This is a genomic window from Bradyrhizobium sp., from assembly GCF_030646015.1.
GTDB lineage: Bacteria > Pseudomonadota > Alphaproteobacteria > Rhizobiales > Xanthobacteraceae > Bradyrhizobium.
This window is the reverse complement of record NZ_JAUSLT010000083.1, coordinates 12904-36640: the sequence shown is the minus strand read 5'-3', so window position 1 is coordinate 36640 and position 23737 is coordinate 12904. Positions and strand designations below refer to the sequence as shown.

Below are 23737 nucleotides of genomic sequence, written 5' to 3'. Positions count from 1 at the left end.
ATTCTCGCGGCGTTCTGCGGCGTGCTGCTGGGATTTCCGGTGTTGCGGCTGCGCGGCGACTATCTCGCCATCGTGACGCTGGCGTTCGGCGAGATCATCCGCCTCGTCATCATCAACTGGCAGAGCCTGACCGGCGGCCCCAATGGCGTCACCGGGATTCCCCGACCGTCCTTCTTCGGCATTCCACTGACGCCGGGCGACGACGGCCTGGCGGCCAGACTCGGCGTCGAATTCTCGACGACCCACCGCATCGTGTTCCTGTTCTATTTGATCCTGGCGCTGGCGCTGCTCACGAACTGGGTGACGATCCGGCTGCGCCGCCTGCCGATCGGCCGCGCCTGGGAAGCGCTGCGCGAGGACGAGGTCGCCTGCCGCGCGCTCGGCATCAACACGACAACGACAAAACTCACGGCATTCGCGACCGGCGCGATGTTCGGCGGCCTCGCCGGCGCGTTCTTCGCCACGCGGCAGGGTTTTATCAGTCCGGAATCCTTCACCTTCCACGAATCGGCGCTGGTGCTGGCGATCGTCGTGCTCGGCGGCATGGGATCGCAACTCGGCGTCGCCCTCGCAGCCCTGGTGATGATCGGCGGTTTTGAGCTGTTTCGCGGGCTCGAACAGTTCCGCATGCTGGTATTCGGGCTCGCCATGGTGCTCTTGATGATCTGGCGGCCGCGCGGGCTGATCGGCCACCGCGCCCCGACCGTATTCCTGCATCACAGCCAGGCGATCTCGTCCGACCTCGTCAAAGAGGGGCACGGATGAGCGCGGATTGCATTCTCAACGTCGATCATCTGTCGATGCGCTTCGGCGGCATCGTCGCCGTCAACGATCTCACCTTCGGCGCCGAACGGCGCAAGATCACCGCCCTGATCGGACCGAACGGCGCCGGCAAGACCACGGTGTTCAACTGCATCACCGGCTTCTACAAGCCGAGCGGCGGCAGCCTGAAGATCACGCACGACGACGGCCGGCAAATTCAGCTCGAACGTCTGAACGATTTCCGGATCTCCAAGCAGGCCAGGGTCGCGCGCACCTTCCAGAATATCCGGCTGTTTCCCGGCATGACCGCGCTGGAAAACCTGATGGTCGCCCAGCACAACGCATTGATGCGGGCGTCGGGCCTGACCTTTCTCGGATTGATCGGCGCACCGTCGTGGCGCGCCGCCGAGAAGGACGCGATCGATCTGTCGAAACTCTGGCTCGAGCGCATCGGCCTCCTGGAGCGCGCCGACGACGCCGCCGGCAACCTGCCCTATGGCGACCAGCGCCGTCTCGAAATCGCCCGCGCGATGTGCACCGAGCCGGCCTTGCTGTGCCTCGACGAGCCGGCCGCCGGGCTGAACGCGCGCGAAAGCGCCGCCTTGAGCGAATTGCTGCTCTCGATCCGCGCCGAGCAAGGCACCTCGATTCTCCTGATCGAGCACGACATGTCGGTGGTGATGGAAATCTCCGACCACGTGGTGGTGATGGATTACGGCGTCAAGATATCGGAAGGCACGCCGCAGCAGATCCGCGACGATCCCAAGGTGATCGCGGCCTATCTCGGCGCCGACGAGGAAGAAGCGATCGCGGTGATGGAGAGTGGAACGTGACCGCGCCATCCGATACGCATGACACCTCCCCCTGCAAGGGGGAGGTCGACCGCGAAGCGGGCGGGAGGGGGTCACGCTTTTCCCGCACAAGAGCTGTCACTGCACGGGCGAGAAATCTCCGCAGCAACATGACCGACGCTGAAGCCCGGCTGTGGCGAGCGCTTCGCCGCGATCAGCTCAACGGTCTTCATTTCAGGCGGCAGCATCCGATTGGACCCTTCACCGTTGACTTCTATTGCCCGAGCCTCCGCTTGGCGGTCGAAGTCGATGGCGGGCAACACGCCGAACAGGTGAAGCAGGCCGACGATCGCCGAACGGCTTGGCTTACGGACAAAGGCATTGTGGTCGTTCGCTATTGGAACAATGATGTCCTGTCGAACCTGGAGGGCGTCCTCAGCGATCTTCTCCGGCATGCGGAAAGGCTTGCGCAAGCGGAGAAAACCCCCTCCCCAACCCTCCCCCTTTCAGGGGGAGGGAGAGAAGACGCCGCACCGCTTCCAAAAACCGCACCGCTTCCAAGAGATGGGAGCACGCCATGACGTCTCCCCTGCTCGAAATCCGCGCCCTGCGCGCCGCCTATGGCAAGATCGAGGCGCTGAAAGGCGTTGACCTCGCCATCAACCCCGGCGAGATCGTCGCCCTGATCGGCGCCAATGGCGCCGGCAAGTCGACGCTGATGATGACGGTGTTCGGCCGGCCGCGCGCCCGCTCCGGGCAGATCCTGTTCGACGGCAACGATATCACCGACGTGCCGACCCACGAGATCGCGCGGATGCGGATCGCGCAGTCGCCGGAAGGCCGCCGGATTTTCCCGCGCATGAGCGTGGCGGAAAACCTGCAGATGGGAGCGGACGCCACCGATTGCAGCGAGGCCGAGCGCGCCGCCGGGCTGGAGCGGGTAACGACGCTGTTTCCGCGGCTCAAGGAGCGTATGACGCAGCGCGGCGGCACGCTGTCGGGCGGCGAACAGCAGATGCTGGCGATCGGCCGCGCTTTGATGAGCCGCCCTCGCCTCCTGATGCTCGATGAGCCCTCGCTGGGGCTTGCGCCGCTGATCGCGCGGCAGATTTTCGATGCCATCCGGACCCTGAACCGGCAGGACGGCCTCACCGTGCTGATCGTCGAGCAGAACGCCAATCACGCGCTGCGGCTGGCCCATCGCGGCTATGTCATGGTCAACGGCCTGATTACGCTGGAAGGAACCGGCGCCGAGCTATTGCAGCGTCCGGAAATCCGCGCCGCCTATCTGGAAGGCGGCCGGCACGCCTAGCCGGGTCCGAAACACCCAAGCTGCGGCAAGATGCTGCGATTGAACCGTGGATTTGCCCGAAAATTGCCGATGACTTCACGGCAAAATCAGTCGACAATGACCTCGATTTTCCAACCCGGCGGGCTGCCGGGCAAGTCCCCTAGAGATCACCGCGAGGACCACCTATGAAATCATTGAAACTCATCGGCCTGGCATTGGGCGCGTCACTGGCGCTGTCGACGACGGCGCTGGCGCAGGACATCAGCATCGCAGTGGCGGGCCCGATGACGGGCGGCGAATCCGCATTCGGCCGGCAGATGAAGAACGGCGCCGAACAGGCGGTGGCGGACATCAACGCCGCCGGCGGCGTGCTCGGCAAGAAGCTGGCGCTGCAGGTCGGCGACGATGCCTGCGATCCAAAACAGGCCCGCTCGGTGGCGGAAAAGTTCGCCAGTGCGAAAATCCCGTTCGTCGCCGGTCACTTCTGCTCGTCGTCGTCGATCCCGGCGTCGGAAGCCTATGCCGACGGCAACGTGCTGCAGATCACGCCGGCCTCGACCAATCCGCTGTTCACGGAGCGCAAGCTCTGGAACGTGGCGCGGGTCTGCGGCCGTGACGACCAGCAAGGCCTGGTCGCCGCCGAATTCATCGCCAAGACCTACAAGGGCAAGAACGTCGCCATCCTCAACGACAAGACCACCTACGGCAAGGGTCTCGCCGACGAAACCAAGAAGGCGCTCAACAAGGCCGGCATGACCGAGAAGATGTTCGAGTCCTACAACAAGGGCGACAAGGACTTCAACTCGATCGTGTCGCGGCTGAAGCGCGACAATATCGATCTCGTGTTCGTCGGCGGCTATCATCAGGAGGCAGGCCTGATCCTGCGCCAGATGCGCGATCAGGGCCTCAAGACGGTGCTGATGGCGGGTGACGCCATGAACGACAAGGAATTCGCGTCGATCACGGGTCCTGCCGCCGAAGGCACGCTGTTCACCTTCGGTCCCGACCCGCGCAACAAGCCGACCGCGAAGGCCATCGTCGAGAAGTTCAAGGCCAAGAACATCGATCCGGAAGGCTACACGCTCTACACCTACGCCGCCATGCAGGTGTGGACGAAGGCGGTGGCCAAGGTCGGCTCGACCGATCCGAAAAAGGTGATGGAGGCGATCAAGGCCGGCGAGTGGGACACCGTGCTCGGCAAGATGGGCTTTGACGCCAAGGGCGACATCAAGGCGATCGACTATGTCGTCTACAAGTGGGACGCCAAGGGCAACTACGCCGAGATCAATCCCAAGGGATCGTAGGCTCGTTACCAGATCCATCGACGCATCAAACGCCCCGGTTCGCCGGGGCGTTTTTTTGGATTGACGTTCATCATCAGAAAACGAAATGAAAAAAGGTTCCCGACGCGCCCCGGCGCCCGGAGCATCCAACTTCTGCTGCCTCCGGAAGCGCTGCCGATCTTGCGCTAGAACAACACGTCATCATCTCTGCGAAAACGGCTCTAGGCGACGTCGGTGCTTTCGGCGATGTATCGCGCGGAGCGCTGATACGCCGCTTCGACCGCGCGGACCAGCTGATTGGGACGAAACGGCTTCTGCAGACATACGACGTCGGAGAGTTCGGGTGACGCCGAGACGAAGTCGAGCGCCGTCATTCCCGATATCGCGACCACAGGAAAACCCGGAACGCGCTCACGCATCAGCCCGATCACGTCGAAACCGTTGATTCCCTGCAAAAAGATATCGACGATCGCGAGGTCGAATTGGGCGCCCTCGAATTCCTTCAACCCGGCCTCGGCGCTGGCGGCTTCGACGACATCGAAATGATGGATACGCAATACGATGGAGATCATCGCGCGCACATCGGACTGGTCGTCGATCACAAGAATACGGGGCAATGGGGTGGCTCCCGGAACGGCTCTAGGACAGCCTACAACGGACGGGCGGGTTGGGATCGACGTCCCGCTCAATATTCCGGGTGTCAGTAAAGATGCCGTTACTGCTGTGCTCCGATCGCCTGCCGAATTAACCCAAACGTAACCTTCGGGAGAGAGACGACCATTCGCCGGACAAGCGATAGCGCTATCCATCACCGCCCTCCCCGCGACAGCATTGCTCGCAAGCGGTATTGCGATATCGGACGGATATGCGGTTTCCGGGGATGCGGTAAAGTAGTGCGATTCGACGCGGACACCGTTAAAGCATGAAGAACCTCCTCACCGATATCTCGGGCGTCCGCGTCGGTCACGCCGATGACCGGCGACTTGCATCCGGGGTCACCGCGATCATTTTCGATAAGCCCGCGGTGGCGGCGATCGATATCCGCGGCGGCGGGCCCGGTATCCGGGAGGGCGCGGTGCTCGACCTCGAAAACACCGTCGAGCAGATTCACGGTATCGCCTTGGCGGGCGGCTCGGCGTTCGGGCTCGAGGCCGGCGGCGGCGTGCAGGCCTGGCTCGCCGAGCACGGCCGCGGGTTTGCCATCGGCGGCGCGCTGATCCCGATCGTGCCGGGCGCGATCTGTTTCGACCTGCTCAACGGCGGCGACAAGGCCTGGGGCCGTTTTGCGCCCTACCGCGACCTCGGCTATGCCGCGGCCGCGGTGGCATCAGCGGATTTCGCGCTCGGCAGCGTCGGCGCCGGGCTCGGCGCCACCACCGCGACTTTCAAGGGCGGCATCGGTTCGGCATCGGCGGCGACGGCTGGAGGCATCAAGGTCGCCGCGATTGCAGTGGTCAATGCGGTCGGCAGCGTTACCGTCGGCGACGGACCGTGGTTCTGGGCGGCTCCGTTTGAAGCCGGCGAAGAATTCGGCGGGGGCGGATTGCCGGTGGACTTCACGCCGGACATGCTCACGATGCGCATCAAGGGCGGCACATCAGCGACATCGGTGGAAAACACAACGCTGGCCGTGGTCGTGACCGATGCGGCGCTGACCAAGCCACAGGCAAAACGGCTGGCGATGATGGCGCAGACCGGATTTGCCCGCGCGATCTATCCGGTGCACGCGCCGCTCGATGGCGATGTGGTGTTTGCCGCGGCTACCGGCGAAAAGCCCGTTGATCCCTTGGCCGGTCTCACCGAACTCGGCATGGTCGCGGCCAACGTGATGGCCCGCGCCATCGCCCGCGGCGTCTATGAGGCGACCGCCCTGCCCTTCCCCGGCGCGCTGCCGGCGTGGAAGGACCGATTTGGGTAGAGCGTTCGCTGACGTTCAGAATTTCATCCATGCGCTGGACGAGGTTGCAAACTCCTGCATCTGACGCGCGATCATCTCTTTCATGACATTGTAGGATGATGTCGCGGCGCCGGTTGCCGTTGCCTCAAATTCCGATTTCGTGACCAGACCATCGCCGTCGGCATCGAGTTGCGCGAACGGGTCCTTGGGGACGTCAGGCTTGCCGGTCCCTGCCGACGGGAGTGGCGCGGTCGCTGGCCGGCTTTGCGTCGCAAGCAGCGCGTTGATCGTGGCCGACGATATCTGCGGAAACATCTGCGGAAACCCATCGAGCCCGGAATACGGAGTCGATTTTCCGGACATCGCGGTCCCGCCGAAGATATCGCCGAAGGGATCCGAGGATTCCCGGCCTGAGCGGGTGGAGTTGGCCGACGACGAATTCGATGAGGTCACTGATCTCAGCAACTCAAGGACGGACGACGCGGTGTAAGCCGAAAGCTGCATGAAAGAACTCCAACAACTGCCTCGCAAGGCGGCTCTTCGCGAACGCTCCGGCTAGCCGATATGTCAGGCGCTGACCGAAAGTGAACCGGTGGAAGCGGATGAAATCGCCTGCGCCTGGCGCTGGATCATCTGCTCGATGAAATTATAGGAGGACGTCGCCGCACTGGATGCCGAACTGGCCGCGGCCGATGTCATCGTCACCTTGGAGCCGTCGGCATAGGTCAGCGACGTCGTGACCGAGCCATCACTGTTGGTGACCGAGGTCGAGGATGCGCCCTGCAGTGCCTGCATCAGCGGATCCTTGCCCGCTCCACCCGGGGCTCCGGGACCGTCCGAACCTGCGGCGTCATGGCGACGATGCGCCTTGCCTTTCAGCGCCGACATCATTTCGTTGAGGCTGACCGCGCCGTCGCCATCCTTGTCCAGCTTGCCGAATACGCTGTCCGCCTGCTTCAGGTTGGTCCCGCCGGCGCCGAGCGCGTGCTCGAATTCCGAGTTGCTGAGCTTGCCATCGCTGTCGGCGTCGATCTGAGCGAACAGGTCCTTCAGCGGGTCCGAGCGGCTGGTGGACGCCGATGCGGTCGATCCTGTCGTTGCCTGGCTTTGCGCAGCCAGCAGCGCGCTCATCGTCGCCGGCGATATCTGCGAGCCGCCAGCCGTTCCGGACTTGGCCGACGAGGTTTCCGAGGTGGCGGTGCTGCTACCGGAGAAATCGAACGGGTTCTTCTGTTCCTGCTTGTTGCTGGTGGATTGCGTTTTCGATGCGGTCAGCGATTTCAGAAGGTCCAGCGCGGACGTCGCGGCGCCAAGGGCTTGCAGCATGACCAAACTCCGGCAAATGCCGCACGGCGCGGCCTGTTACTTCCACGCCGATGGATCAGCAAACTCCGTGCCATTGCAGAAAGCCAATAAAACCAGGGTTCTTGCACCGGCCATGGCTCAATCTCCCCGGCAATAGCTGCCGTCACGGCAGATTTTTCCGACCCAGCCTGCCCGCATTGCCCCCGGACTTGGCGCATGTTACGCGGAGCCGTTCCGCCACGCCTTGCAACTGCCCGGGAAGCGCACATGTCCGCCCAATTTGCGTCACGTCCCCTCGTCATCGCGCCGTCGATCCTGGCGTCGGATTTCGCCAGGCTGGGCGAAGAGGTCCGCGCCGTCGATGCGGCCGGCGCCGACTGGATCCATCTCGACGTGATGGACGGGCATTTCGTGCCCAACATTTCCTACGGCCCCGATGTCATCAAGGCGATGCGCCCGCACACGAAGAAGATCTTCGACGCGCATCTGATGATTTCGCCCTGCGATCCCTACCTCGAGGCCTTCGCCAAGGCCGGCTGCGATCAGATTACGGTGCATGCCGAGGCAGGTCCCCATCTGCATCGCTCGTTGCAGGCGATCCGCGCGCTCGGCAAGAAGGCCGGCGTCTCGCTCAACCCAGGCACCCCGATCTCGGCGATCGAATATGTCATCGACCTGATCGACCTCGTGCTGGTGATGTCGGTCAATCCCGGCTTCGGCGGCCAGGCTTTCATCCCCTCGGCGCTGGGCAAGATCCGCGACCTCCGCGCGATGACCGCGGGCCGCCCGATCGATATCGAGGTCGATGGCGGTGTCGGCCCGGATGTATCGGGCGCACTTGCCGCCGCCGGCGCCAATGCCCTGGTCGCGGGCTCGGCGGTGTTCAAGGGCGGCACCATGGAAAGCTACAAGGCCAATATTTCCGCGATCCGCAATGCGGCGGCGCTGGCGCGCGGCGAAGCGATTTAGCCCTCCTCAGGCTGTCCCTGGAATCGAACAATTTCCTGCGCTGCCGCGACCAACGGCCATGAGCATGGACGAAATTCGATCGACGCTGTTTTCGGCAGGTCTGCGGCGGCTGCTGATCAAGACGCTGCAACCCGGCGAGCGCGTGCTTTGGCAGGGCCAGCCCGACGCCATCGCCGACATGCTGATGTGGCGGTTTCTGTGGTGGGTCGGATTTCCCTGGCTGATCCTCAGCGCCGTCGCGGCTTCCAGAGGCTGGATCGATCAATCGGCGACGTTCTTTCTGATGTCCGGCGCCATCATGATCGCGGCGCCCTTCGTGATGCTGCTGTACGACCTGCAGACGCTGTGCGTGATCACCGACCGCCGCGCGCTGATCCTGCGCACGGTGTGGGGCAAACGGACCGTCACCGGAACCGCGTTCGAAGACATGGACGCCACCTTCGAAATCCTCGACATCAGCCGCGGCGCCGGCCACCTGAACTTCGCGTCCGGGGTTTCGACTCGCTCTCCCGATGCCGACTACACCGGCCGCTACGGCTTTCGCTGCATTCCTGACGCTGACCGCGTCCGGGACATTCTCGAACGCGCGCGAGACCAGACTGCGCCACGCCGTTCCCGCAAGAATTCGTAGGGTGGGCAAAGGCGCGCTTGCGCCGTGCCCACCATCTATCAACGGCGCCGCTGCAAGAATGGTGGGCACGCCATCGGGCGCGCGTTCGCGCGACCGCTGGCTTTGCCCACCCTACGATTCCTTGTCGGGCCCCTTGCCTGTTCCCGCCAGCTCCGGCACCGCCGCCAGTCGCGGCGGCCGCACCACGGTCACGCTGCAGGCCGCCTCGGTCGCCACCTTGGCGGAGACGCTGCCGAGCAGCGTCCGCGCCAGCGAATTCCGCCGCGCGCCGATGACGATATGATCGACATGATTGACGGCGGCAAACTCCAGGATCGCCGCCGCGGGATCCATCGCTTCCAATACATGGACCGTGAGCCTGTTGTCGTCGAGCTTCAACGGCGACGCCCAATGCCGCAAGCTCACCATCCGGTCGATGTGCTTGTTGTTGCCCTGCTCGTCGAGCGTCTTGTCGATGCTGACGCGGCTGAGCTTCAGGACGTTGAGGCATGCCAGCCGCGCGGAGGGCAGTGTCGCCAGGATTCGCCCGGCGGTGACGCGCAGCGCCTCGTTCAGCTCGTCGGCCCCCTCCGCGGTATCGAGCGCGACGGCCACGATCGGACACGACGCCAGTTGCGCGGCGAGCTCCGCTTTCGGCTTCGGCTGCGTCAGTTCTCGGTTGAAACGGCGGCGCAGCACCGTGCTGAGGGGATCGCGGTCCCGCCGCTCCGATCGCGCCGTCAGCTTGACCTGGTCGGGATGCGCGAGTTCGAACGCCAGTTGCGACGCGGTGGGATAACGCCAGACCGGCTCGATCTCCAGGCAGCGCAGCACCACTTCCTGCAGCCAGGGCGGATAGTCGGCTTTGAGTTTGAGCGGCGGATAGGGATCGCGCCACAGCCGCCGCCGCATGCCGCGCAGGGTCTCGCTCTCGCCGAACGGCCGCACCCCCGTGGTGAAGAAGTACAGCAGCACGCCGAGCGAAAACAGGTCGCTGCGCGGATCGTCGCGCACGCCGAGCAGGCGCTCGGGCGCCATGTACGGTGCGGTGCCGTAGGGCAGCCGGAATTCTTCCTGCAGCAGATCCGGCAGCTGGTTGTGATGCGACAATCCGAAGTCGATCAGCACCGCCTCGCCGGAGGGACGAAACATGATGCTGCTCGGCTTGATGTCGTGGTGGATGACGTTCTGCGTGTGCAGGTCGGCCAGCGCGGTTGCGATCTTGCCGACGATGGCCCTCGCCTCTTCGTAGGAAATCGGCAACTCGCGGAGGCGCTGGTAAAGCGTCTCGCCCGGAATCTGCTCCATCACGACATAGGGCTGCCGCGCGAAATCGCCGGCCCCGAAGCAGGCCGGCACGTGCGGTCCCGACAACCGCGGCATGATCATCTGCTCCATCTCGAAACCGACGATGGCGGCGGGATCCTCGCCCTCGGAAACCTTCGGCACCTTCATCAGCATCGGGGTGTCGCTGTCGGGCCAGGTCACGCTCCAGAGCTCCGCCATGCCGCCGCGATGGACGCACTCCCCGATCGTGAAACCGTCGATGACGGCGCCCGGCTCAACCAATGTATTGACCATCGCTCACCTTCCGACCATGAGCCGGTCGGCCAGCCAGAGCGGCAGGCCGTTATCGCGAATCCGCTGCGCCGCCGCGTCGACATCGTAGGGCACCCGGCAATAGGTAATCTCCCGGGTCTCGGTATCGAGCATCGCGAACGCGGCCGCCGGATTGCGATCGCGGGGCTGCCCGACGGAGCCGAGAACGGCGAGCCAGCGCCGGCCCCCCAGCAACGGCACCGGCACTCCCGGGGCCGGGACGAAGCTCGTCATCTTCGCGGCCGCGGACATCGAATAGAGCGACGGCAGATGGATATGTCCGCACAAGGTGATCTGGGCGTCGCTCGCCACAATGCTGCGCGCGGCGTCCGCGGTGCTCTGGACGTAGCGCCATCGCCCGGGAGAGCTTGCTTCGGAATGCACATAGAGGCGATCGTCCTCCTGCAGCGTCATCGGCAGCTCGCTGAGAAAACGCCGCTGCGCCGCGCTCAGCCGCCCGCGGGTCCATTCGATCGCGGCCTGGGCTTCGGCATTCATGCTTTCGGAGGGTGTGCTGATGGCATTGTCGTGGTTGCCGCGCACCGCCACGGCGCCATCGTTGACGAGGTCCATCACCGTCTCGACCGTCCATTCCGGGTCGGCGCCATAGCCGACGTAATCGCCGAGAAAAATCATCCGTTGCGCGCCGCGCGCCCGCGCAAAGTCGAGGCACGCGGAAAACGCCTGCCGGTTGGCATGGATATCCGTAAAGATAGCCAGCAGCACGATTTCCTCCGCGTCCACCATACCGGCCGGGCCTGCGCCCGGCTTGATGGATATCAAACACTGCGGCGCCGGTGTCACGCAATCGCGCCGGCCGGGACCGGGCTGAAATTCGGGGCGAGATACTATCTTGGAAATACCGCGAGTACGATCGGCATTGGCGGTCGCCGCTCGCCGAACAACGGGACCAACAACCTGAATTGTCCGTCCACATTTTTCACGTCATATTTTCCGCAGTAGTCACGTACAAACCCGTCGAGCGAAATTCCCTGGCACGCCACCGGGCCGCCGTCGAGGTTGAGAGCGCTTTTGAGATTCAGCGGTGCCCGACGCAGAAAATCGGCCAGGCGGCTGAGCGAGAAGAACCCATCCAGGGTCGTTCCGAGCAGGATATATCCGTCGGCATCCTGTGCAACGAAACTGCGGTTGGCCAGCCAGTTCGACGACCTGACCCGGCTGTTGCCGTCCGATCCGATCAACATCGGATAAGAGACCATTGCGTTGTCCGTGCCTGCGAATGCGGTGCTCCAGTGCTTGGTGGCGAGGTCCTCCACGCCAGCAGACGATCCTGAAGCGACGAATGCGCCGTGGGTGGCATCGTAAGCCGCGGGTCCCGACCGGACACCGTCGCTGAGAAGTGGCGTGTCGGGCGTCCCGCGCTTCGAGAAATAGCTTCCGTTGATAACGAGCGCCGCGCCGAGCAGTTTCATCCATCCCTGCAAATCCTTGTCGCCGGATGGCCGGGTCTTCACCGCGAACCGAAACCGGACGGGATCGATCCTCGCGAGCAGGATACGATCGGCCTCACGCCCGCCGGCCAGCACAGGGAGTTCGCCTACCTGAAATCCGGGACGAATTTCACGCCAACTGAAGTCGCCCGACGTGACCTCGGGAATCGCGCCGGTCACCGCGAGTTGCATCGATGGCGAGATACGCGGATCGTCGGGACCTGAGGCGGTCCAGACGCTGATGCCTCGACGCCAGATCTTGTTGAAGCCATATGTGCCGCCGTGCCAGTAGATCCCTCCGGCGACTCCAAGCATGACGACCACCAGCGCAACGCAGGCAGCCCCGAAAGCCCGTTTCATCATCAATCCTGCATCGACCGTGAATGTTCGATGCGATCGTACGGCGAAACGGACCCGTTTCGTGTTCGGTATGTGCAGGAGCCGTGCAGGAAAAAATGATTTAGCGCTTGCGCGGTGCTTCAAGCCCCTTCAGCAGCAGCGCCAGCACGGCGTCGATCCGCGCGGCAAATGCCGGATCGCCCCATTCCTCGGCATGGGCGGGATGATGGAAACGGATGGTGGCGTCGAACACCGCGCGCGAGGTCGCCTTGACGTCGGCGATCTCGAACGCGCCCTGCTTCACGCCGTCGGACAGGATATTCTCGACCTGGTCGCACAGGCATTCCTTGTGCGAACTCACCGCCTGACAGGCTTCCTGCGCCAGCGCCAGATAGGTCGCGAACATCTCGGGGTCGTCGGACAATTTCTTGTGCTTGGCCGCGAACAGCGTGCGCAGCCAGCGCTCCAGCCGGGCCGGCGCCGGCCCGGGCCCTTCCACGATCTTCTGCAGCGGCGCATTGAAGCGGTCGAGCCAGCGTTTGGCGACGGCCTGGCGCAACGAGGCCTTGCTCGGAAAATGCCGGTAGACGCTGCCATGGCTGACATCGAGCGCGCGGGCGACATCCACCACGGTGGCTTTCGCCAGCCCGAAACGGCGCAGCACATCCTCGGTGACTTCGAGGATCCGCTCGGGGGTCAGAACTACATTCTCGTTCATGCGCGCACCGTCTGCTTCCGGTCGTTGTGGCGGGCGGCTTTTCGCCGCCCTGTTTTAACGGGCTAAACGGCTGGCCTGCGCTTCAAGATGGCGGGCAACCTGGGCGTCGAGCCAGCGTTGGATGTTTTGGAAAAAATCAAAGATCTCGATCGTCATGGCGAAGTCCTCTGCAAGTCCGATGGTCCGCGGTCGATCGGCCGGCGGACCAAGGTGACGCCCGGAATTGGCGTCACGAGCGATATAGCCTATCTCGCTGACAGATTACAATATCTGTCAATCAATATTTCGTGATCGAGAACGACGCCGGCTGCCCCGCTGCGGTCTCACACATCCGGCCGGGCCGAGGTTTGTCTCACCGGGGCGGCTCTGCTAAAGCGCGGCGTAAAAACAATCGGCCGGGAGTCGCACGCGATCCCCGCTTTGCTCGCCCGGAGTCCTCGATGATCCCCCGCTATACCCGCCCGGAAATGGCCGCCATCTGGGAGCCGCTAACCCGTTTCAAGATCTGGTTCGAGATCGAGGCGCATGCCGCGGATGCCCAGGCCGAACTCGGCGTGATCCCGAAAGAGGCTGCCAAAACCATCTGGGCCAGGGGCAAGGACGCCCAGTTCGATGTCGCGCGGATCGACGAGATCGAACGCGAGGTCAAGCACGACGTCATCGCCTTCCTCACCCACCTCGCCGAATTCGTCGGCCCGGAATCGCGCTTCGTGCACCAGGGCATGACCTCGTCCGACGTGCTCGACACTTGTTTCAACGTCCAGCTCACCCGCGCGGCGGATTTCCTGATCGCCGACGTCGACAAGGTGCTGGCGGCGCTCAAGAAGCGCGCCTTCGAGCACAAGATGACGCCGACCATCGGCCGCTCCCACGCCATCCACGCCGAACCCATCACGTTCGGGCTGAAGCTCGCTGTCGCCTATGCCGAATTTTCGCGCGCCCGCGCGCGGCTGGTCGCCGCGCGCAAGGAAGTCGCGACCTGCGCGATCTCGGGGTCGGTCGGAACGTTCGCGCATATCGATCCGAGGGTCGAGGAGCACGTCGCCAAGGCGATGGGGCTCGCGGTCGAGCCGATCTCGACGCAGATCATCCCGCGCGACCGCCACGCCATGTATTTTGCGACGCTCGGCGTGATCGCCTCGTCGGTCGAACGCCTCGCCACCGAGATCCGGCATCTGCAACGCACCGAGGTGCTGGAAGCCGAGGAATTCTTCTCCGAGGGCCAGAAGGGCTCCTCCTCGATGCCGCACAAGCGCAACCCGGTGCTGACGGAAAACCTCACGGGTCTGTCGCGGATGGTGCGCGCCTATGTGACGCCGGCGATGGAGAACGTCGTGCTGTGGCACGAGCGCGATATCTCGCACTCCTCGGCCGAACGCATGCTCGCGCCCGACGCCACGGTCACGCTGGATTTCGCGCTGAACCGGCTGGCCGGCCTGATCGAGAAGCTGGTGATTTATCCGGAGAATATGCAGAAGAATCTCGACCGTCTCGGCGGCTTGATTCATTCGCAGCGGCTGCTGACGGCGCTCACGCAAAAAGGCTGTTCGCGCGAGGATTCCTATCGCCTCGTGCAACGCAACGCGATGCCGGTGTGGCGCGGCGAAGGCGACTTCGAGACGCTGCTGAAGAAGGACGCCGAGCTGAAGAAATATCTCAGCGATGCCGAGATCTCCGAGCAGTTCGACCTCGGCTATCACTTCAAGCATGTCGATACGATCTTCAGGCGGGTATTCGGCGAAAGCTGATCGGGACGGAATCATGGGCAGCGTCCTTTCCGTCAGCGCCCGCAGCGGCCATCACTTCAGCAAGACGCCTGCTTTAAGCATTCGCCTGCTCACGGGATTGGGCGTCGATGGCGACGCCCATATGGGCGAGACGGTCAAGCACCGCTCCCGCGTCCGCCGCGATCCGACCCAGCCCAATCTGCGCCAGGTGCACCTGATCCACGCCGAACTGTTCGAGGAATTGCGCGCGAAAGGTTTTGTCGTGCAGCCGGCCGACCTCGGCGAGAACATCACCACTGATGGCATCGATCTGCTGGCGCTGCCATCCGGCACGCGGCTGCATCTGGGGACAAGCGCGGTGGTCGAGATCACCGGGCTGCGCAATCCCTGCATCCAGATCGACGATTTCCAGAATGGCCTGATGGCGGCGACGCTGGACCGGGACGCCCAAGGCAATCTCGTCCGCAAGGCCGGCGTCATGAGCATCGTGATATCGGAGGGCGATGTGCGGCCGGGCGACGCGATCCGCGTCGAACTGCCGGCAGAACCGCACCGGCCGCTGCAGCCGGTATAACCACGGGGCAATCCGCCGGAGCAGCGTTCTGGCAATGGCTCTCGTAACGCGACCGGTTCCTAATTACCACTTAACAAGCCATTGTTATTGCTATATTATATTCATATTATCAACAAGCCCGTTACTGTGCATCGGGTTGTTTTCAATATTTTGGCCGCGAGCGAGAACCGGATCGATCCGCGTCGACTCTCCGCGGTGCCATCAGACGTCATAACAACTGAATGATAAGGCGAGATCGGCTAGGCTCCCGGCGTGACAGCACCTCCGACGATTCTGGTTTTCGATTCCGGCCTTGGCGGCCTCACGGTATTGCGTGAGATCGTCAGGGCACGGCCCGACGCGCATTATGCCTATGTCGCCGACGATGCCTTCTTTCCCTACGGCCACCATGGCGAGGACGAGATCATCGCGCGCGTGGTGCCGCTGATCGGCGAATTGATCGCGGCACATAGGCCCGACCTGGTCGTGATCGCCTGCAACACCGCGTCCACGCTGGTGATGTCGTATCTGCGCGAGCAGTACAAAGTCCCGTTCGTCGGAACGGTGCCCGCGATCAAGCCGGCCTGCGCCAGTTCCAGGACCAAGCGGGTGTCGGTGCTGGGCACCAAGGGCACCGTCAAGCGCGAATACACCAGGGCGTTGATCCGGGATTTCTCACAAGGCTGCGACGTGACGCTGGTCGGTTCGGCGGATCTCGCCTCGCTGGCGGAAGCGGCATTGAGCGGCGACGCGATCAGCGACGGCGCGATCTCGGCCGAACTCGCGCCCTGTTTCATCGGCCACGGCGAAAGCGATCCGCATCGAACCGACACCGTCGTGCTGGCGTGCACCCATTATCCCCTGTTGATGGATCGGCTGGTCCGGCTGGCGCCGTGGCCGGTGGACTGGATCGATCCCGCGCCCGCGATTGCGCGGCGGGTTTCGGATTTGCTCGGCCCCCCCGGCAGCGAGGCCGACCATGCCGGTGCCGAAATGATCTTCACCTCGAAACGCCCGCATACGCTGAGCCAGGCCCTGATGCCGTTCTTCGGCGGCCGGGTCCCGGCGTGAGCGCATATTGAACTTTTCGGAGTCATGCCGCGCTGCTAGCTTTTCGAAGCCCCGATCCACGCCAGTCCCATGGAGCTTCGAATTTGACGCAAGCCGCGCCTGCACCGCTGAACCGTCTCCGCAGACTGTGGCAGGAGAAGCGTCCCACATTCGGCGCGATTGCGACCATTCCCTCGATCCAGACCGTGCAGATCATGGCCCGCTCCGGGCTCGACTGGATCATCGTCGACCTCGAGCACGGGCCGATCGATCTCGGCTCCGCGCACGCGATGATCACGGCCACCGCGGGCACGCCATGCATTCCCCTGGCGCGGATTGCCGCCAACGAGCCGTGGCTGGCGAAAGCGCCGATGGACATCGGCGCGCTCGGCATCAATTTTCCGATGATCTGCAGCCGTGAGGATGCCGAAAAAGCCGTGCGCAGTGTGCGCTACCCGCCGCGCGGCGACCGGCTGTGGGGACCGTTCCATGCCCCGTTCCGCTGGGGCGTCTCGATGCCGGACTACATGGCGACCGCCGACGACGACATGATCTGCATGATCACGATCGAACATGTCGACGCGGTCGAGCGCATCGACGAGATCATGGCGACCCCCGGCATCGACATCGCCGTGATCGGCCCCGGCGACCTCGCCACCTCCATCAACAAGCGCGGTCGCATCGACGATCCCGAGGTGCAGGCGCTGATCGGGCGCGCCGAGGCCGGCATCCTCAACAGCGGCGTGCCGATCGGCGGCGTGGCGCGCAGCGCGGAACAGGCCAACGCGATGATCGATCGCGGCTATCTCGCGCTGGCGCTCGGCTTCGACTGGTCGCTGTTCCAGCGCGGCATCGCGGCGAGCTTTGAGGGCATCAGGCGCTGAGACTCGGATGCTTCTAATGTAGCCCTTAATATACCCCTTGGCGGACCGCGACAAAATTCAAGCATATTCAAGGCGATGTGATAAAATATGGCGGCGGCCCGCCGGACGGCGTGCAGCAAAGGCTGGCGTCAGGCCGGTCGGTTCGTGCTAGATGAAGTGCAGGTGGACGGGGCAATCCGGCCGCCCGGTTTGATGTTGCGGGACTTGAGTGGAACGATGCGCGGAACGGTTCGAAAAATCTCAATGCCGCGCCGTCTCGTCGCCGACCTCATGCATGCCTCGATCGGCGTGCCCTTCGTTTCGCTGACCCGCGCCCTCAACATCCGTCCACTGCTGGAAGCCCGCGCGCTCGCGGCGAAGCCGCCCGGCTGGGCGGCGATCTTCGTCAAGGCGTTCGCGCTGGTGGCGAAGGACGAGCCGGTGCTGCGCACACTCTATGCCAAATGGCCGTGGCCGAGTTTCTATGAACTGCCGCGCAGCATCGCGATGGTTGCGATTGCGCGCGTCGAGGACGGCCAGGATTGCGTGCTGCCACAAAAGGTCCCCGCGGCAGACATGCTGGCGCTGACCGAGGTCGATGCACAGATCCGGCAGGCCAAGGATGCGCCGATCGGCGAGGTGCCGGCGTTTCGAAAGATATTGCGGGTGACGCGGCTGCCGCTGCCGCTGCGCCGGCTGATGTGGCTGATCGGCCTGAATTTCGGACGCCAGCGCGCCAACTGGTTCGGCAGCTTCGGCGTGACCTCGGTGGCCGCCTACGGCGCCGGGGAGCTGCATGCGCTGAGCCCGGGGCCGTTCATCCTCAGCTACGGCGTGGTGGCGCCGGACCAGACCATCGACGTGGTGATCCGCTGGGATCACCGGATCACCGACGCCGCCCTGATCGCCAAGGCCCTGACCCGGCTGGAACAAGTGCTGAACAGCGAGATCGCGGCCGAATTACGCGGCCAAAGGCAGCAGACGGAGCCAAAGCCGGTCCGGGCGGTTGCGACCTGAGGGCCGAAAAAGCCCCGGAATGACGGTTTCAGAGGCTGCGGAACGACGGTCTTTTCATTGACATAGCAGCGGATTCTCCCTAGAAACCGCCTGCTCGCGGGCCGTTTTCGGCCCGCGTTGCGTTTCGCGACCCGTGGCCCGTCCCTTTCAAGCTTTAGGGGGTGGGCCTGTCGGCACCGGGAAATTCCCGGCGCACAGGAGGGCGCGTTTCCTCAAAACTCAAACCTTTAAAGAGGACGCGATGACTAAGCGCAGTGAGGCGAAATACAAGATCGATCGCCGTATGGGCCAGAACATCTGGGGCCGCCCGAAGAGCCCCGTCAACCGCCGCGAATACGGCCCCGGCCAGCACGGCCAGCGCCGCAAGGGCAAGCTCTCCGACTTCGGCGTGCAGCTGCGCGCCAAGCAGAAGCTGAAGGGTTACTACGCCAACATTTCCGAGCGCCAGTTTCACGGCATCTATGTCGAAGCCGGCCGCATGAAGGGCGACACCGGTGAAAACCTGATCGGCCTCTTGGAGCGCCGCCTCGATACCGTTGTCTATCGCGCCAAGTTCGTCGCCACCATGTTCGCCGCGCGCCAGTTCATCAATCACGGCCACATCAAGGTCAACGGCCGCCGCGTCAACATCGCGAGCTACAAGGTCAAGGTCGGCGACCTCATCGAAATCAAGGAAAGCTCGAAGCAGCTCGCCGTGGTGATCGAAGCCAGCCAGCTCGGCGAGCGCGACGTGCCGGACTTCCTCGAAGTCGATCACGGCAAGTTCACGGCGAAGTTCGCCCGCATCCCGCATCTGTCCGACGTGCCGTTCGCGGTGCAGATGGAGCCGCATCTGATCGTCGAATTCTATTCGCGCTGATTTTTTCAGCCCACGTTTTCGCGACATCAAGGCCCCGGTTTTGCCGGGGCCTTTTTCTTTTCGTCATGCCCGGGCTTGTCCCGGGCATCCACGTCTTTATGGTCGCATCGAAAGCAGACGTGGATGGCCGGGACAACGCCCGGCCATGACGTCATCAAGTGATGGACCTCGCCATGAACTATTACACCCCTCCCCCGCGCGATCCAGCAGCCGCGCCGGTCCGCATCAATCTGCTGTCGGATACGCAGACCCGCCCGACGCCCGCGATGCGCGAGGCCATCGCGCGCGCCGAGGTCGGCGACGAGCAGATCGGCGACGATCCGACGGTAAATGTGCTGTGCGAGCGGGTGGCCGACCTGCTCGGCAAGCAGGCTGCCGTGTTCATGCCCTCCGGCACCATGTGCAATGTCGCGGCGACCCTGGTGCATTGCCGGCCCGGCGACGAGATATTGGCGCATGAAACCGCGCACATCATCGCGCGCGAAGGCGGCGCCCATGCCGCCCTCGGCGGCTTCCAGATCACGCCGCTGTCAGGCGCCGACGGACAATTTTCGCCGGAGACCTTTCGCAGGGCGATTCACCCGCGCAGCCGCTACCAGCCGCCGCAGACGGTGGTCAGCGTCGAACAAACCGCCAATATCGGCGGCGGCACGATCTGGAAGAAGGCCGCGCTCGACGAGGTCGTGCAGATCGCCAAACAAAATGGCATGGCCACCCATATGGACGGGGCGCGGCTATTGAACGCCTGTGTCGCGACAGGCATCAGCGCCCGCGACATGACGGCGGGCTGGGACTCCGCCTGGATCGATTTTTCAAAGGGCCTCGGCGCGCCGATCGGCGGCGTGATTGCCGGAAGCCACGATTTCATCGACGAGGTCTGGCGCTGGAAGCAGCGCCTGGGCGGATCGATGCGCCAGGCCGGCGTTTGCGCCGCGGCCTGCGTCCATGCCCTCGACCACCATGTCGATCGCCTCGCGGACGACCACGCCAATGCCCGCGCGCTGGCACGGGGACTGTCGCAGATCCAGGGCATCGAGGTGCAGCAGCCCGAGACCAATCTGGTGTTCTTCAAGCCCGATGGCGCCGGTGTCAGCGGCGACGACATGGTCAAGGCGCTGCGCCAGCGCGGCGTCCTGCTCGCCATGATGGACGGCCGGATCAGGGCCTGTACCCATCTCGACGTTTCCGCCGCGATGATCGAGGAGATGGTCGGCCTGGTGCGCGAGATCGTGCGCGGGGCGTAGACTCAGCTCTATCCGCCGTCATTGCCTGCGACAAACGCGAAGCGTTTGCGCACGGGAGCGCTTGCGACGAAGCAATCCATTCTTTCTGCCGCAAGATGGATTGCTTCGCTTCGCTCGCAATGACGCGTTTAGAGCCGTGGCAAATCTCAACGGCTATTCGCGGCACAGGCGTGACGCCACCCTCACCCCTTGCGGGTGTGCCCCCAGGTCTCGTCCCAGTCCTGGCCGGCGGCGTCGATGACGCGGCCGTCGGCTTCGAAGAACTTGTTGGGGACCTGGAAGATCGCCAGCATCAGTCCGCCTTGCGGACACCAGGCGACGTGGCGGCTGCCCTGTTCGCGCCAGATGAATTCGCCGGCCTTGCATTCGATGCCCTGCGCCGGGCCTTCCTTGTCGACCAGGCTGCCCTCGAGCACATAGGTCTGCTCGATGTTGACGTGCTCGTGGTCGGGCAGCACCGCACCCGGTTCAAACCGCATCAGCGCGGTCATCAGGCCGGTCTTGTGATCGAACAGCAGCGTCTTGGCCTCGCAGCCGGGAAAGCGGGTCTTCTGCCACTCCATGCTGTCGGGGCGAACGAGGTGGGAATGCGTCTCGGTGGTCTGCGAGCCCTTCGGCGTCACGGCGTCCATGGCGATGTTTCCTTCCGTTTCTCGTTATGGCAGCAATGATAGCAGCTTTGCGCGCGCCTGCCAGCCGATGCGAAGCCAAACGGCCTCGCTTCGCATCGCAGCAAAGACCCTGCGCCAGCAGCCCTCAATCGCCATCAGCGATCGAGCGCCTCGTAGATCAGCGTCTTCAACTCCAATTGAATCCGGCCGCGCTGCGACGGCGTCTGGATCATGCAGATCGCGAACATATCGTGCTTCGGATCGACGAAAAAGAACGTGCCGGCGACGCCGTCCCAGCGATACTCGCCCAGCGGCCACGACGTATTCGGTGGCGTCGAGGTGCGCACCGCGAAGCCGAGGCCGAACCCGCTGCTGGCGCCGGGAAAATAGAACTGGTCGCGGACGATCCCGGTCTCCGGTCCGATATGATCCAACGTCATCAGGGCTATGGTCTCGGGCTTGAGGTAGCGCCGGCCGTCGAGCGTTCCGCCGTTCAGCAACATCTGTGCGAAACGCGCATAGTCCCCGATGGTCCCGACCAGGCCCGCCCCGCCGGATTGCCAGCGCCGCGGCGTCATGGGATCCCTGATCCCGGCGACCGGCGTGATGAAGCGGTCGGCCGGCATCGGCTCGGCGACGCGCGGCTGCTTCGCGGCGTCGGCCACGAAATACGCGGTTTCGGTCATGCCGAGCGGATCGAACAGCCGCTCCTTCTCGAACTGAAACAGCGACCTTCCCGACACCACTTCGATGATGCGGCCGAGCACGTCGGTCGAATGGCCGTAATCCCACAGCGTGCCCGGCTGCTCGGCCAACGGCAGTTTCGCAATGCGCGCGACGAACTCCGCATTGTCGGCGTCACCATCGAACAGATTGGCCTGGGCATAGAGTTTTCGCACCGCGCTGTCGCCATAGAAGCCGTAGGTCAGGCCCGAGGTGTGGCGCAGCAAGTCCCTGATCGTGATCGGGCGGTTGAGCGGTTCGAGCATCAGGGCTTCGCCTGATTTCTCGACACCGACTTTCAAATCCGCAAAGGCCGGAATGTATTTCGCCACGGGATCGTCGAGCGATAGCTTGCCGTCGTCGACCAGCATCATCGCCGCGACCGAAGTGACCGGCTTCGACATCGAATACAGCCGAAAGATCGTGTCCGCGGTCATCGGCAGCCGGGTCGCGACATCGCGCACGCCAAAGGTCTGGAAATAGACCGGTCTGCCGTGCTGCTGGATCAGCAGGACGGCGCCGGGTATTTTTCCGGACGCAATCTCGTTGCGGAGGTAGTCGCCGACGCGCCCCAGTTTGTCGGGCGAGAAGCTCGACGAAACGGACGGCCCGGATTCGGCGCTGGCGGTGGCCGGCCAGCCCGCGACATCAGTGAGGATCAGGAGCGCGAGCGCAGCCGCGAGACCGTGACGCCGCGTCAAGCCCACGGGTCTCCATCGCTTCATGGATCAGCTTCTCGCTACAGGCCGGATGCGCGCGGAGTTTACCGGCCAGCTCAATCGTCGCAAGGGCTGTGGAACTCGGCCTGTTCATTTCGTGTCATCGGCGGCTGTCACGGCAAATCATGCTATATCCGTCATGCGCCCCTCGATGCATTTGAGCGGGCGCGTGCGGGCCACTTCCGGGAGCATGCCGCGGATGTTCAAGCTGATTTCGGCCCCATTACGAGCCCTGCTCAGATTTCCCCTGGTTCAGCTCGCCATCGCGATCGGCCTTATTCTGTGGCTGCAGGCGGCCGAGGATAAATCGGCGCCCGGTCGCGTCTTTTACGGGCTCGACAAACTCGTGGAATCGACGGTGCAGGCGACATCAGCGGTTTTTACCGTAAAATCCTTCACCCGGTCCTGGCTCACATTCGGATACATGATTGCGTATGTCTATCTCGCCGGATCGATCGTGCTCTGGTTCATGCGCATCTTGACCGTCGCCACGATCGACTTCGCCGGGCGTCACAATCTATTCTACCTGAGAAGCGCCATCGCGCGCGAGCGCGGTATCGGGGCGTACCGCGCGTGGGTGCCACTGGAGCGGATCAGACCTGCTGAGATTCCACAGCGCGAATGGGAAGAGGCATTTGCCTGGCCGGCCGACAACTGCCCGCCGTACCCGCCGCTGCGGCATCGGTTGCTGCGCGGGACTGTGTTTTACGCCGCCTTGATCCTGATTGCCGTTTTGCTGTTGCAGTTTTTTTCACCTTTCCCGGTCCTGACCTGGATTACGGGATGGCCGGCGGCAGATAAGGTTTAGCCTAGCGGAAAGCGACACCAACTTTGGCCAGAGCCTGATCATGCAGGACGGCGCTCTCGTTCGAGAAGCAGCAGAAGATGATGTGAGTGACGGCCGGAGCCGCGGCCAGCGCGTCCACCGTCGCCGCGACCGCGATGCGCGCCGCGCGATCCGCGGGAAAGCGATAGATGCCGGTGGAAATCGCGGGAAAGGCAACCGAGGCAAGGCCGTGTTTCTGGCACAGTTCGATGGCCCTGATGTAGCACGACGCCAGCGCCTCATCGATCGCGGGGCCTCCGCCGTTCCATACCGGACCGACGGCATGAATGACATGGCGCGCCGGCAGGCGATAACCCTTGGTAATTTTGGCGCCGCCGGTCTTGCATCCGTGCAGCATGCGGCATTCCATGACCAACTCGGGTCCGGCCGCGCGGTGGATCGCGCCATCGACGCCGCCCCCGCCGAGCAGGGACGAATTGGCGGCGTTGACGATGGCGTCAACGCGTAACGTGGTGATATCGGCGACGACGGTTTCGAGACGCGCCGCGCCGAGCTGGCGCGCCGCCAGG

At 63.9% G+C, this 23737-nt stretch carries 25 protein-coding genes and 1 pseudogene; 16 read left to right on the top strand and 10 right to left on the bottom strand.

Annotation, left to right across the window (positions count from 1 at the left end):
• The 5 genes and pseudogenes from Q7T45_RS12700 to Q7T45_RS12680 form a co-directional block, all read left to right on the top strand.
• Positions 1–765, top strand: a pseudogene (locus Q7T45_RS12700) (branched-chain amino acid ABC transporter permease); the annotation flags it as partial.
• Positions 762–1595, top strand: coding sequence for an ABC transporter ATP-binding protein (locus Q7T45_RS12695; protein ID WP_304871230.1), 834 nt, complete (start codon positions 762–764; stop codon positions 1593–1595). The pseudogene Q7T45_RS12700 and the gene Q7T45_RS12695, both read left to right, overlap by 4 nt.
• Before the next feature lie 128 nt (positions 1596–1723).
• Positions 1724–2134, top strand: coding sequence for an endonuclease domain-containing protein (locus Q7T45_RS12690; RefSeq protein WP_304871228.1), 411 nt, complete (start codon positions 1724–1726; stop codon positions 2132–2134).
• Positions 2131–2865, top strand: a complete 735-nt coding sequence (locus Q7T45_RS12685; RefSeq protein WP_304871227.1) for an ABC transporter ATP-binding protein — start codon at positions 2131–2133, stop codon at positions 2863–2865. The genes Q7T45_RS12690 and Q7T45_RS12685 overlap by 4 nt, the downstream gene beginning before the upstream one ends.
• Before the next feature lie 164 nt (positions 2866–3029).
• A complete protein-coding gene (locus Q7T45_RS12680; protein ID WP_304746587.1) occupies positions 3030–4148 on the top strand; it encodes a branched-chain amino acid ABC transporter substrate-binding protein in 1119 nt (372 codons plus the stop codon).
• Between the two features lie 200 nt (positions 4149–4348).
• On the opposite strand, the gene Q7T45_RS12675 is transcribed toward Q7T45_RS12680, so the two are convergent.
• The gene (locus Q7T45_RS12675) at positions 4349–4744 is read right to left on the bottom strand and encodes a response regulator (protein ID WP_304871225.1); all 396 of its coding nucleotides are present in this window, start codon (positions 4742–4744) and stop codon (positions 4349–4351) included.
• Positions 4745–5049: 305 nt separating this feature from the next.
• Between Q7T45_RS12675 and Q7T45_RS12670 the strand changes: the two genes are divergently transcribed.
• Positions 5050–6045 carry a P1 family peptidase gene (locus Q7T45_RS12670; RefSeq protein ID WP_304871223.1) on the top strand — a complete coding sequence of 332 codons (996 nt, stop codon included), beginning with the start codon at positions 5050–5052 and terminating at the stop codon, positions 6043–6045.
• A 15-nt stretch (positions 6046–6060) separates the two neighbouring features.
• Here the strand turns inward: Q7T45_RS12670 and Q7T45_RS12665 are convergent, their stop codons facing one another.
• Both Q7T45_RS12665 and Q7T45_RS12660 read right to left on the bottom strand, forming a co-directional pair.
• Positions 6061–6528: an EF-hand domain-containing protein gene (locus Q7T45_RS12665; RefSeq protein WP_304871221.1), complete on the bottom strand. Its 468-nt coding sequence runs from the start codon at positions 6526–6528 to the stop codon at positions 6061–6063.
• A gap of 63 nt (positions 6529–6591) precedes the next feature.
• Entirely contained in the window at positions 6592–7350 is a 759-nt protein-coding gene (locus Q7T45_RS12660) for an EF-hand domain-containing protein (protein ID WP_304871220.1), read from the bottom strand.
• Between the two features lie 246 nt (positions 7351–7596).
• Here Q7T45_RS12660 and rpe point away from each other — a divergent pair, with 246 nt between their 5' ends.
• A complete protein-coding gene (gene rpe, locus Q7T45_RS12655; protein ID WP_304871219.1) occupies positions 7597–8298 on the top strand; it encodes a ribulose-phosphate 3-epimerase in 702 nt (233 codons plus the stop codon).
• A 64-nt stretch (positions 8299–8362) separates the two neighbouring features.
• Positions 8363–8929 carry a hypothetical protein gene (locus tag Q7T45_RS12650; RefSeq protein ID WP_304871217.1) on the top strand — a complete coding sequence of 189 codons (567 nt, stop codon included), beginning with the start codon at positions 8363–8365 and terminating at the stop codon, positions 8927–8929.
• A 111-nt stretch (positions 8930–9040) separates the two neighbouring features.
• Here the strand turns inward: Q7T45_RS12650 and Q7T45_RS12645 are convergent, their stop codons facing one another.
• The 4 genes from Q7T45_RS12645 to Q7T45_RS12630 form a co-directional block, all read right to left on the bottom strand.
• Positions 9041–10489: a bifunctional serine/threonine-protein kinase/universal stress protein gene (locus Q7T45_RS12645; protein WP_304871215.1), complete on the bottom strand. Its 1449-nt coding sequence runs from the start codon at positions 10487–10489 to the stop codon at positions 9041–9043.
• A gap of 3 nt (positions 10490–10492) precedes the next feature.
• Positions 10493–11233: a metallophosphoesterase gene (locus tag Q7T45_RS12640; RefSeq protein WP_304871213.1), complete on the bottom strand. Its 741-nt coding sequence runs from the start codon at positions 11231–11233 to the stop codon at positions 10493–10495.
• Positions 11234–11355: 122 nt separating this feature from the next.
• On the bottom strand, positions 11356–12318 hold the full coding sequence (locus Q7T45_RS12635) for a phosphodiester glycosidase family protein (RefSeq protein WP_304871210.1): 963 nt from the start codon (positions 12316–12318) through the stop codon (positions 11356–11358).
• A 100-nt stretch (positions 12319–12418) separates the two neighbouring features.
• A complete protein-coding gene (locus Q7T45_RS12630; RefSeq protein WP_304871208.1) occupies positions 12419–13015 on the bottom strand; it encodes a TetR family transcriptional regulator in 597 nt (198 codons plus the stop codon).
• Between the two features lie 440 nt (positions 13016–13455).
• Here Q7T45_RS12630 and purB point away from each other — a divergent pair, with 440 nt between their 5' ends.
• The 7 genes from purB (at position 13456) to Q7T45_RS12595 (ending at position 20328) form a co-directional block, all read left to right on the top strand.
• The gene (purB, locus tag Q7T45_RS12625; protein WP_304871206.1) at positions 13456–14763 is read left to right on the top strand and encodes an adenylosuccinate lyase; all 1308 of its coding nucleotides are present in this window, start codon (positions 13456–13458) and stop codon (positions 14761–14763) included.
• A 13-nt stretch (positions 14764–14776) separates the two neighbouring features.
• On the top strand, positions 14777–15316 hold the full coding sequence (locus tag Q7T45_RS12620; protein WP_304871204.1) for an MOSC domain-containing protein: 540 nt from the start codon (positions 14777–14779) through the stop codon (positions 15314–15316).
• 252 nt (positions 15317–15568) lie between these two features.
• On the top strand, positions 15569–16366 hold the full coding sequence (murI, locus tag Q7T45_RS12615; protein WP_304871202.1) for a glutamate racemase: 798 nt from the start codon (positions 15569–15571) through the stop codon (positions 16364–16366).
• An 83-nt stretch (positions 16367–16449) separates the two neighbouring features.
• Positions 16450–17229 carry an HpcH/HpaI aldolase/citrate lyase family protein gene (locus Q7T45_RS12610; RefSeq protein ID WP_304871200.1) on the top strand — a complete coding sequence of 260 codons (780 nt, stop codon included), beginning with the start codon at positions 16450–16452 and terminating at the stop codon, positions 17227–17229.
• A 216-nt stretch (positions 17230–17445) separates the two neighbouring features.
• On the top strand, positions 17446–18225 hold the full coding sequence (locus Q7T45_RS12605; protein ID WP_304871198.1) for an acyltransferase: 780 nt from the start codon (positions 17446–17448) through the stop codon (positions 18223–18225).
• A 241-nt stretch (positions 18226–18466) separates the two neighbouring features.
• On the top strand, positions 18467–19084 hold the full coding sequence (gene rpsD, locus Q7T45_RS12600) for a 30S ribosomal protein S4 (RefSeq protein ID WP_304746616.1): 618 nt from the start codon (positions 18467–18469) through the stop codon (positions 19082–19084).
• A gap of 173 nt (positions 19085–19257) precedes the next feature.
• Entirely contained in the window at positions 19258–20328 is a 1071-nt protein-coding gene (locus Q7T45_RS12595; protein WP_304871195.1) for a low specificity L-threonine aldolase, read from the top strand.
• 182 nt (positions 20329–20510) lie between these two features.
• Here the strand turns inward: Q7T45_RS12595 and Q7T45_RS12590 are convergent, their stop codons facing one another.
• Positions 20511–20960 carry a cupin domain-containing protein gene (locus Q7T45_RS12590; protein ID WP_304871193.1) on the bottom strand — a complete coding sequence of 150 codons (450 nt, stop codon included), beginning with the start codon at positions 20958–20960 and terminating at the stop codon, positions 20511–20513.
• A 134-nt stretch (positions 20961–21094) separates the two neighbouring features.
• The gene (locus Q7T45_RS12585) at positions 21095–22387 is read right to left on the bottom strand and encodes a serine hydrolase domain-containing protein (RefSeq protein WP_370691261.1); all 1293 of its coding nucleotides are present in this window, start codon (positions 22385–22387) and stop codon (positions 21095–21097) included.
• Positions 22388–22580: 193 nt separating this feature from the next.
• Between Q7T45_RS12585 and Q7T45_RS12580 the strand changes: the two genes are divergently transcribed.
• A complete protein-coding gene (locus Q7T45_RS12580) occupies positions 22581–23189 on the top strand; it encodes a hypothetical protein (RefSeq protein WP_304871188.1) in 609 nt (202 codons plus the stop codon).
• A 1-nt stretch (position 23190) separates the two neighbouring features.
• On the opposite strand, the gene Q7T45_RS12575 is transcribed toward Q7T45_RS12580, so the two are convergent.
• Positions 23191–23736 carry an O-acetyl-ADP-ribose deacetylase gene (locus Q7T45_RS12575; protein ID WP_370691262.1) on the bottom strand — a complete coding sequence of 182 codons (546 nt, stop codon included), beginning with the start codon at positions 23734–23736 and terminating at the stop codon, positions 23191–23193.
• Position 23737 lies beyond the last annotated feature (1 nt).

What these genes read in the sequence shown, in the direction of transcription:
- Q7T45_RS12595 (WP_304871195.1), top strand. Translation starts at nt 19,258, where the DNA reads ATGAACTATTACACCCCTCCCCCGCGCGATCCAGCAGCCGCGCCGGTC.
- rpe (WP_304871219.1), top strand. Translation starts at nt 7,597, where the DNA reads ATGTCCGCCCAATTTGCGTCACGTCCCCTCGTCATCGCGCCGTCGATC.
- Q7T45_RS12645 (WP_304871215.1), bottom strand. Translation starts at nt 10,489, where the DNA reads ATGGTCAATACATTGGTTGAGCCGGGCGCCGTCATCGACGGTTTCACG.
- Q7T45_RS12660 (WP_304871220.1), bottom strand. Translation starts at nt 7,350, where the DNA reads ATGCTGCAAGCCCTTGGCGCCGCGACGTCCGCGCTGGACCTTCTGAAA.
- Q7T45_RS12630 (WP_304871208.1), bottom strand. Translation starts at nt 13,015, where the DNA reads ATGAACGAGAATGTAGTTCTGACCCCCGAGCGGATCCTCGAAGTCACC.
- Q7T45_RS12620 (WP_304871204.1), top strand. Translation starts at nt 14,777, where the DNA reads ATGGGCAGCGTCCTTTCCGTCAGCGCCCGCAGCGGCCATCACTTCAGC.
- Q7T45_RS12670 (WP_304871223.1), top strand. Translation starts at nt 5,050, where the DNA reads ATGAAGAACCTCCTCACCGATATCTCGGGCGTCCGCGTCGGTCACGCC.
- rpsD (WP_304746616.1), top strand. Translation starts at nt 18,467, where the DNA reads ATGACTAAGCGCAGTGAGGCGAAATACAAGATCGATCGCCGTATGGGC.
- Q7T45_RS12685 (WP_304871227.1), top strand. Translation starts at nt 2,131, where the DNA reads ATGACGTCTCCCCTGCTCGAAATCCGCGCCCTGCGCGCCGCCTATGGC.
- Q7T45_RS12585 (WP_370691261.1), bottom strand. Translation starts at nt 22,387, where the DNA reads ATGAAGCGATGGAGACCCGTGGGCTTGACGCGGCGTCACGGTCTCGCG.
- Q7T45_RS12680 (WP_304746587.1), top strand. Translation starts at nt 3,030, where the DNA reads ATGAAATCATTGAAACTCATCGGCCTGGCATTGGGCGCGTCACTGGCG.
- Q7T45_RS12635 (WP_304871210.1), bottom strand. Translation starts at nt 12,318, where the DNA reads ATGAAACGGGCTTTCGGGGCTGCCTGCGTTGCGCTGGTGGTCGTCATG.
- Q7T45_RS12695 (WP_304871230.1), top strand. Translation starts at nt 762, where the DNA reads ATGAGCGCGGATTGCATTCTCAACGTCGATCATCTGTCGATGCGCTTC.
- Q7T45_RS12580 (WP_304871188.1), top strand. Translation starts at nt 22,581, where the DNA reads ATGTTCAAGCTGATTTCGGCCCCATTACGAGCCCTGCTCAGATTTCCC.
- Q7T45_RS12590 (WP_304871193.1), bottom strand. Translation starts at nt 20,960, where the DNA reads ATGGACGCCGTGACGCCGAAGGGCTCGCAGACCACCGAGACGCATTCC.
- Q7T45_RS12665 (WP_304871221.1), bottom strand. Translation starts at nt 6,528, where the DNA reads ATGCAGCTTTCGGCTTACACCGCGTCGTCCGTCCTTGAGTTGCTGAGA.
- purB (WP_304871206.1), top strand. Translation starts at nt 13,456, where the DNA reads ATGATCCCCCGCTATACCCGCCCGGAAATGGCCGCCATCTGGGAGCCG.
- Q7T45_RS12650 (WP_304871217.1), top strand. Translation starts at nt 8,363, where the DNA reads ATGGACGAAATTCGATCGACGCTGTTTTCGGCAGGTCTGCGGCGGCTG.
- Q7T45_RS12605 (WP_304871198.1), top strand. Translation starts at nt 17,446, where the DNA reads ATGCGCGGAACGGTTCGAAAAATCTCAATGCCGCGCCGTCTCGTCGCC.
- Q7T45_RS12690 (WP_304871228.1), top strand. Translation starts at nt 1,724, where the DNA reads ATGACCGACGCTGAAGCCCGGCTGTGGCGAGCGCTTCGCCGCGATCAG.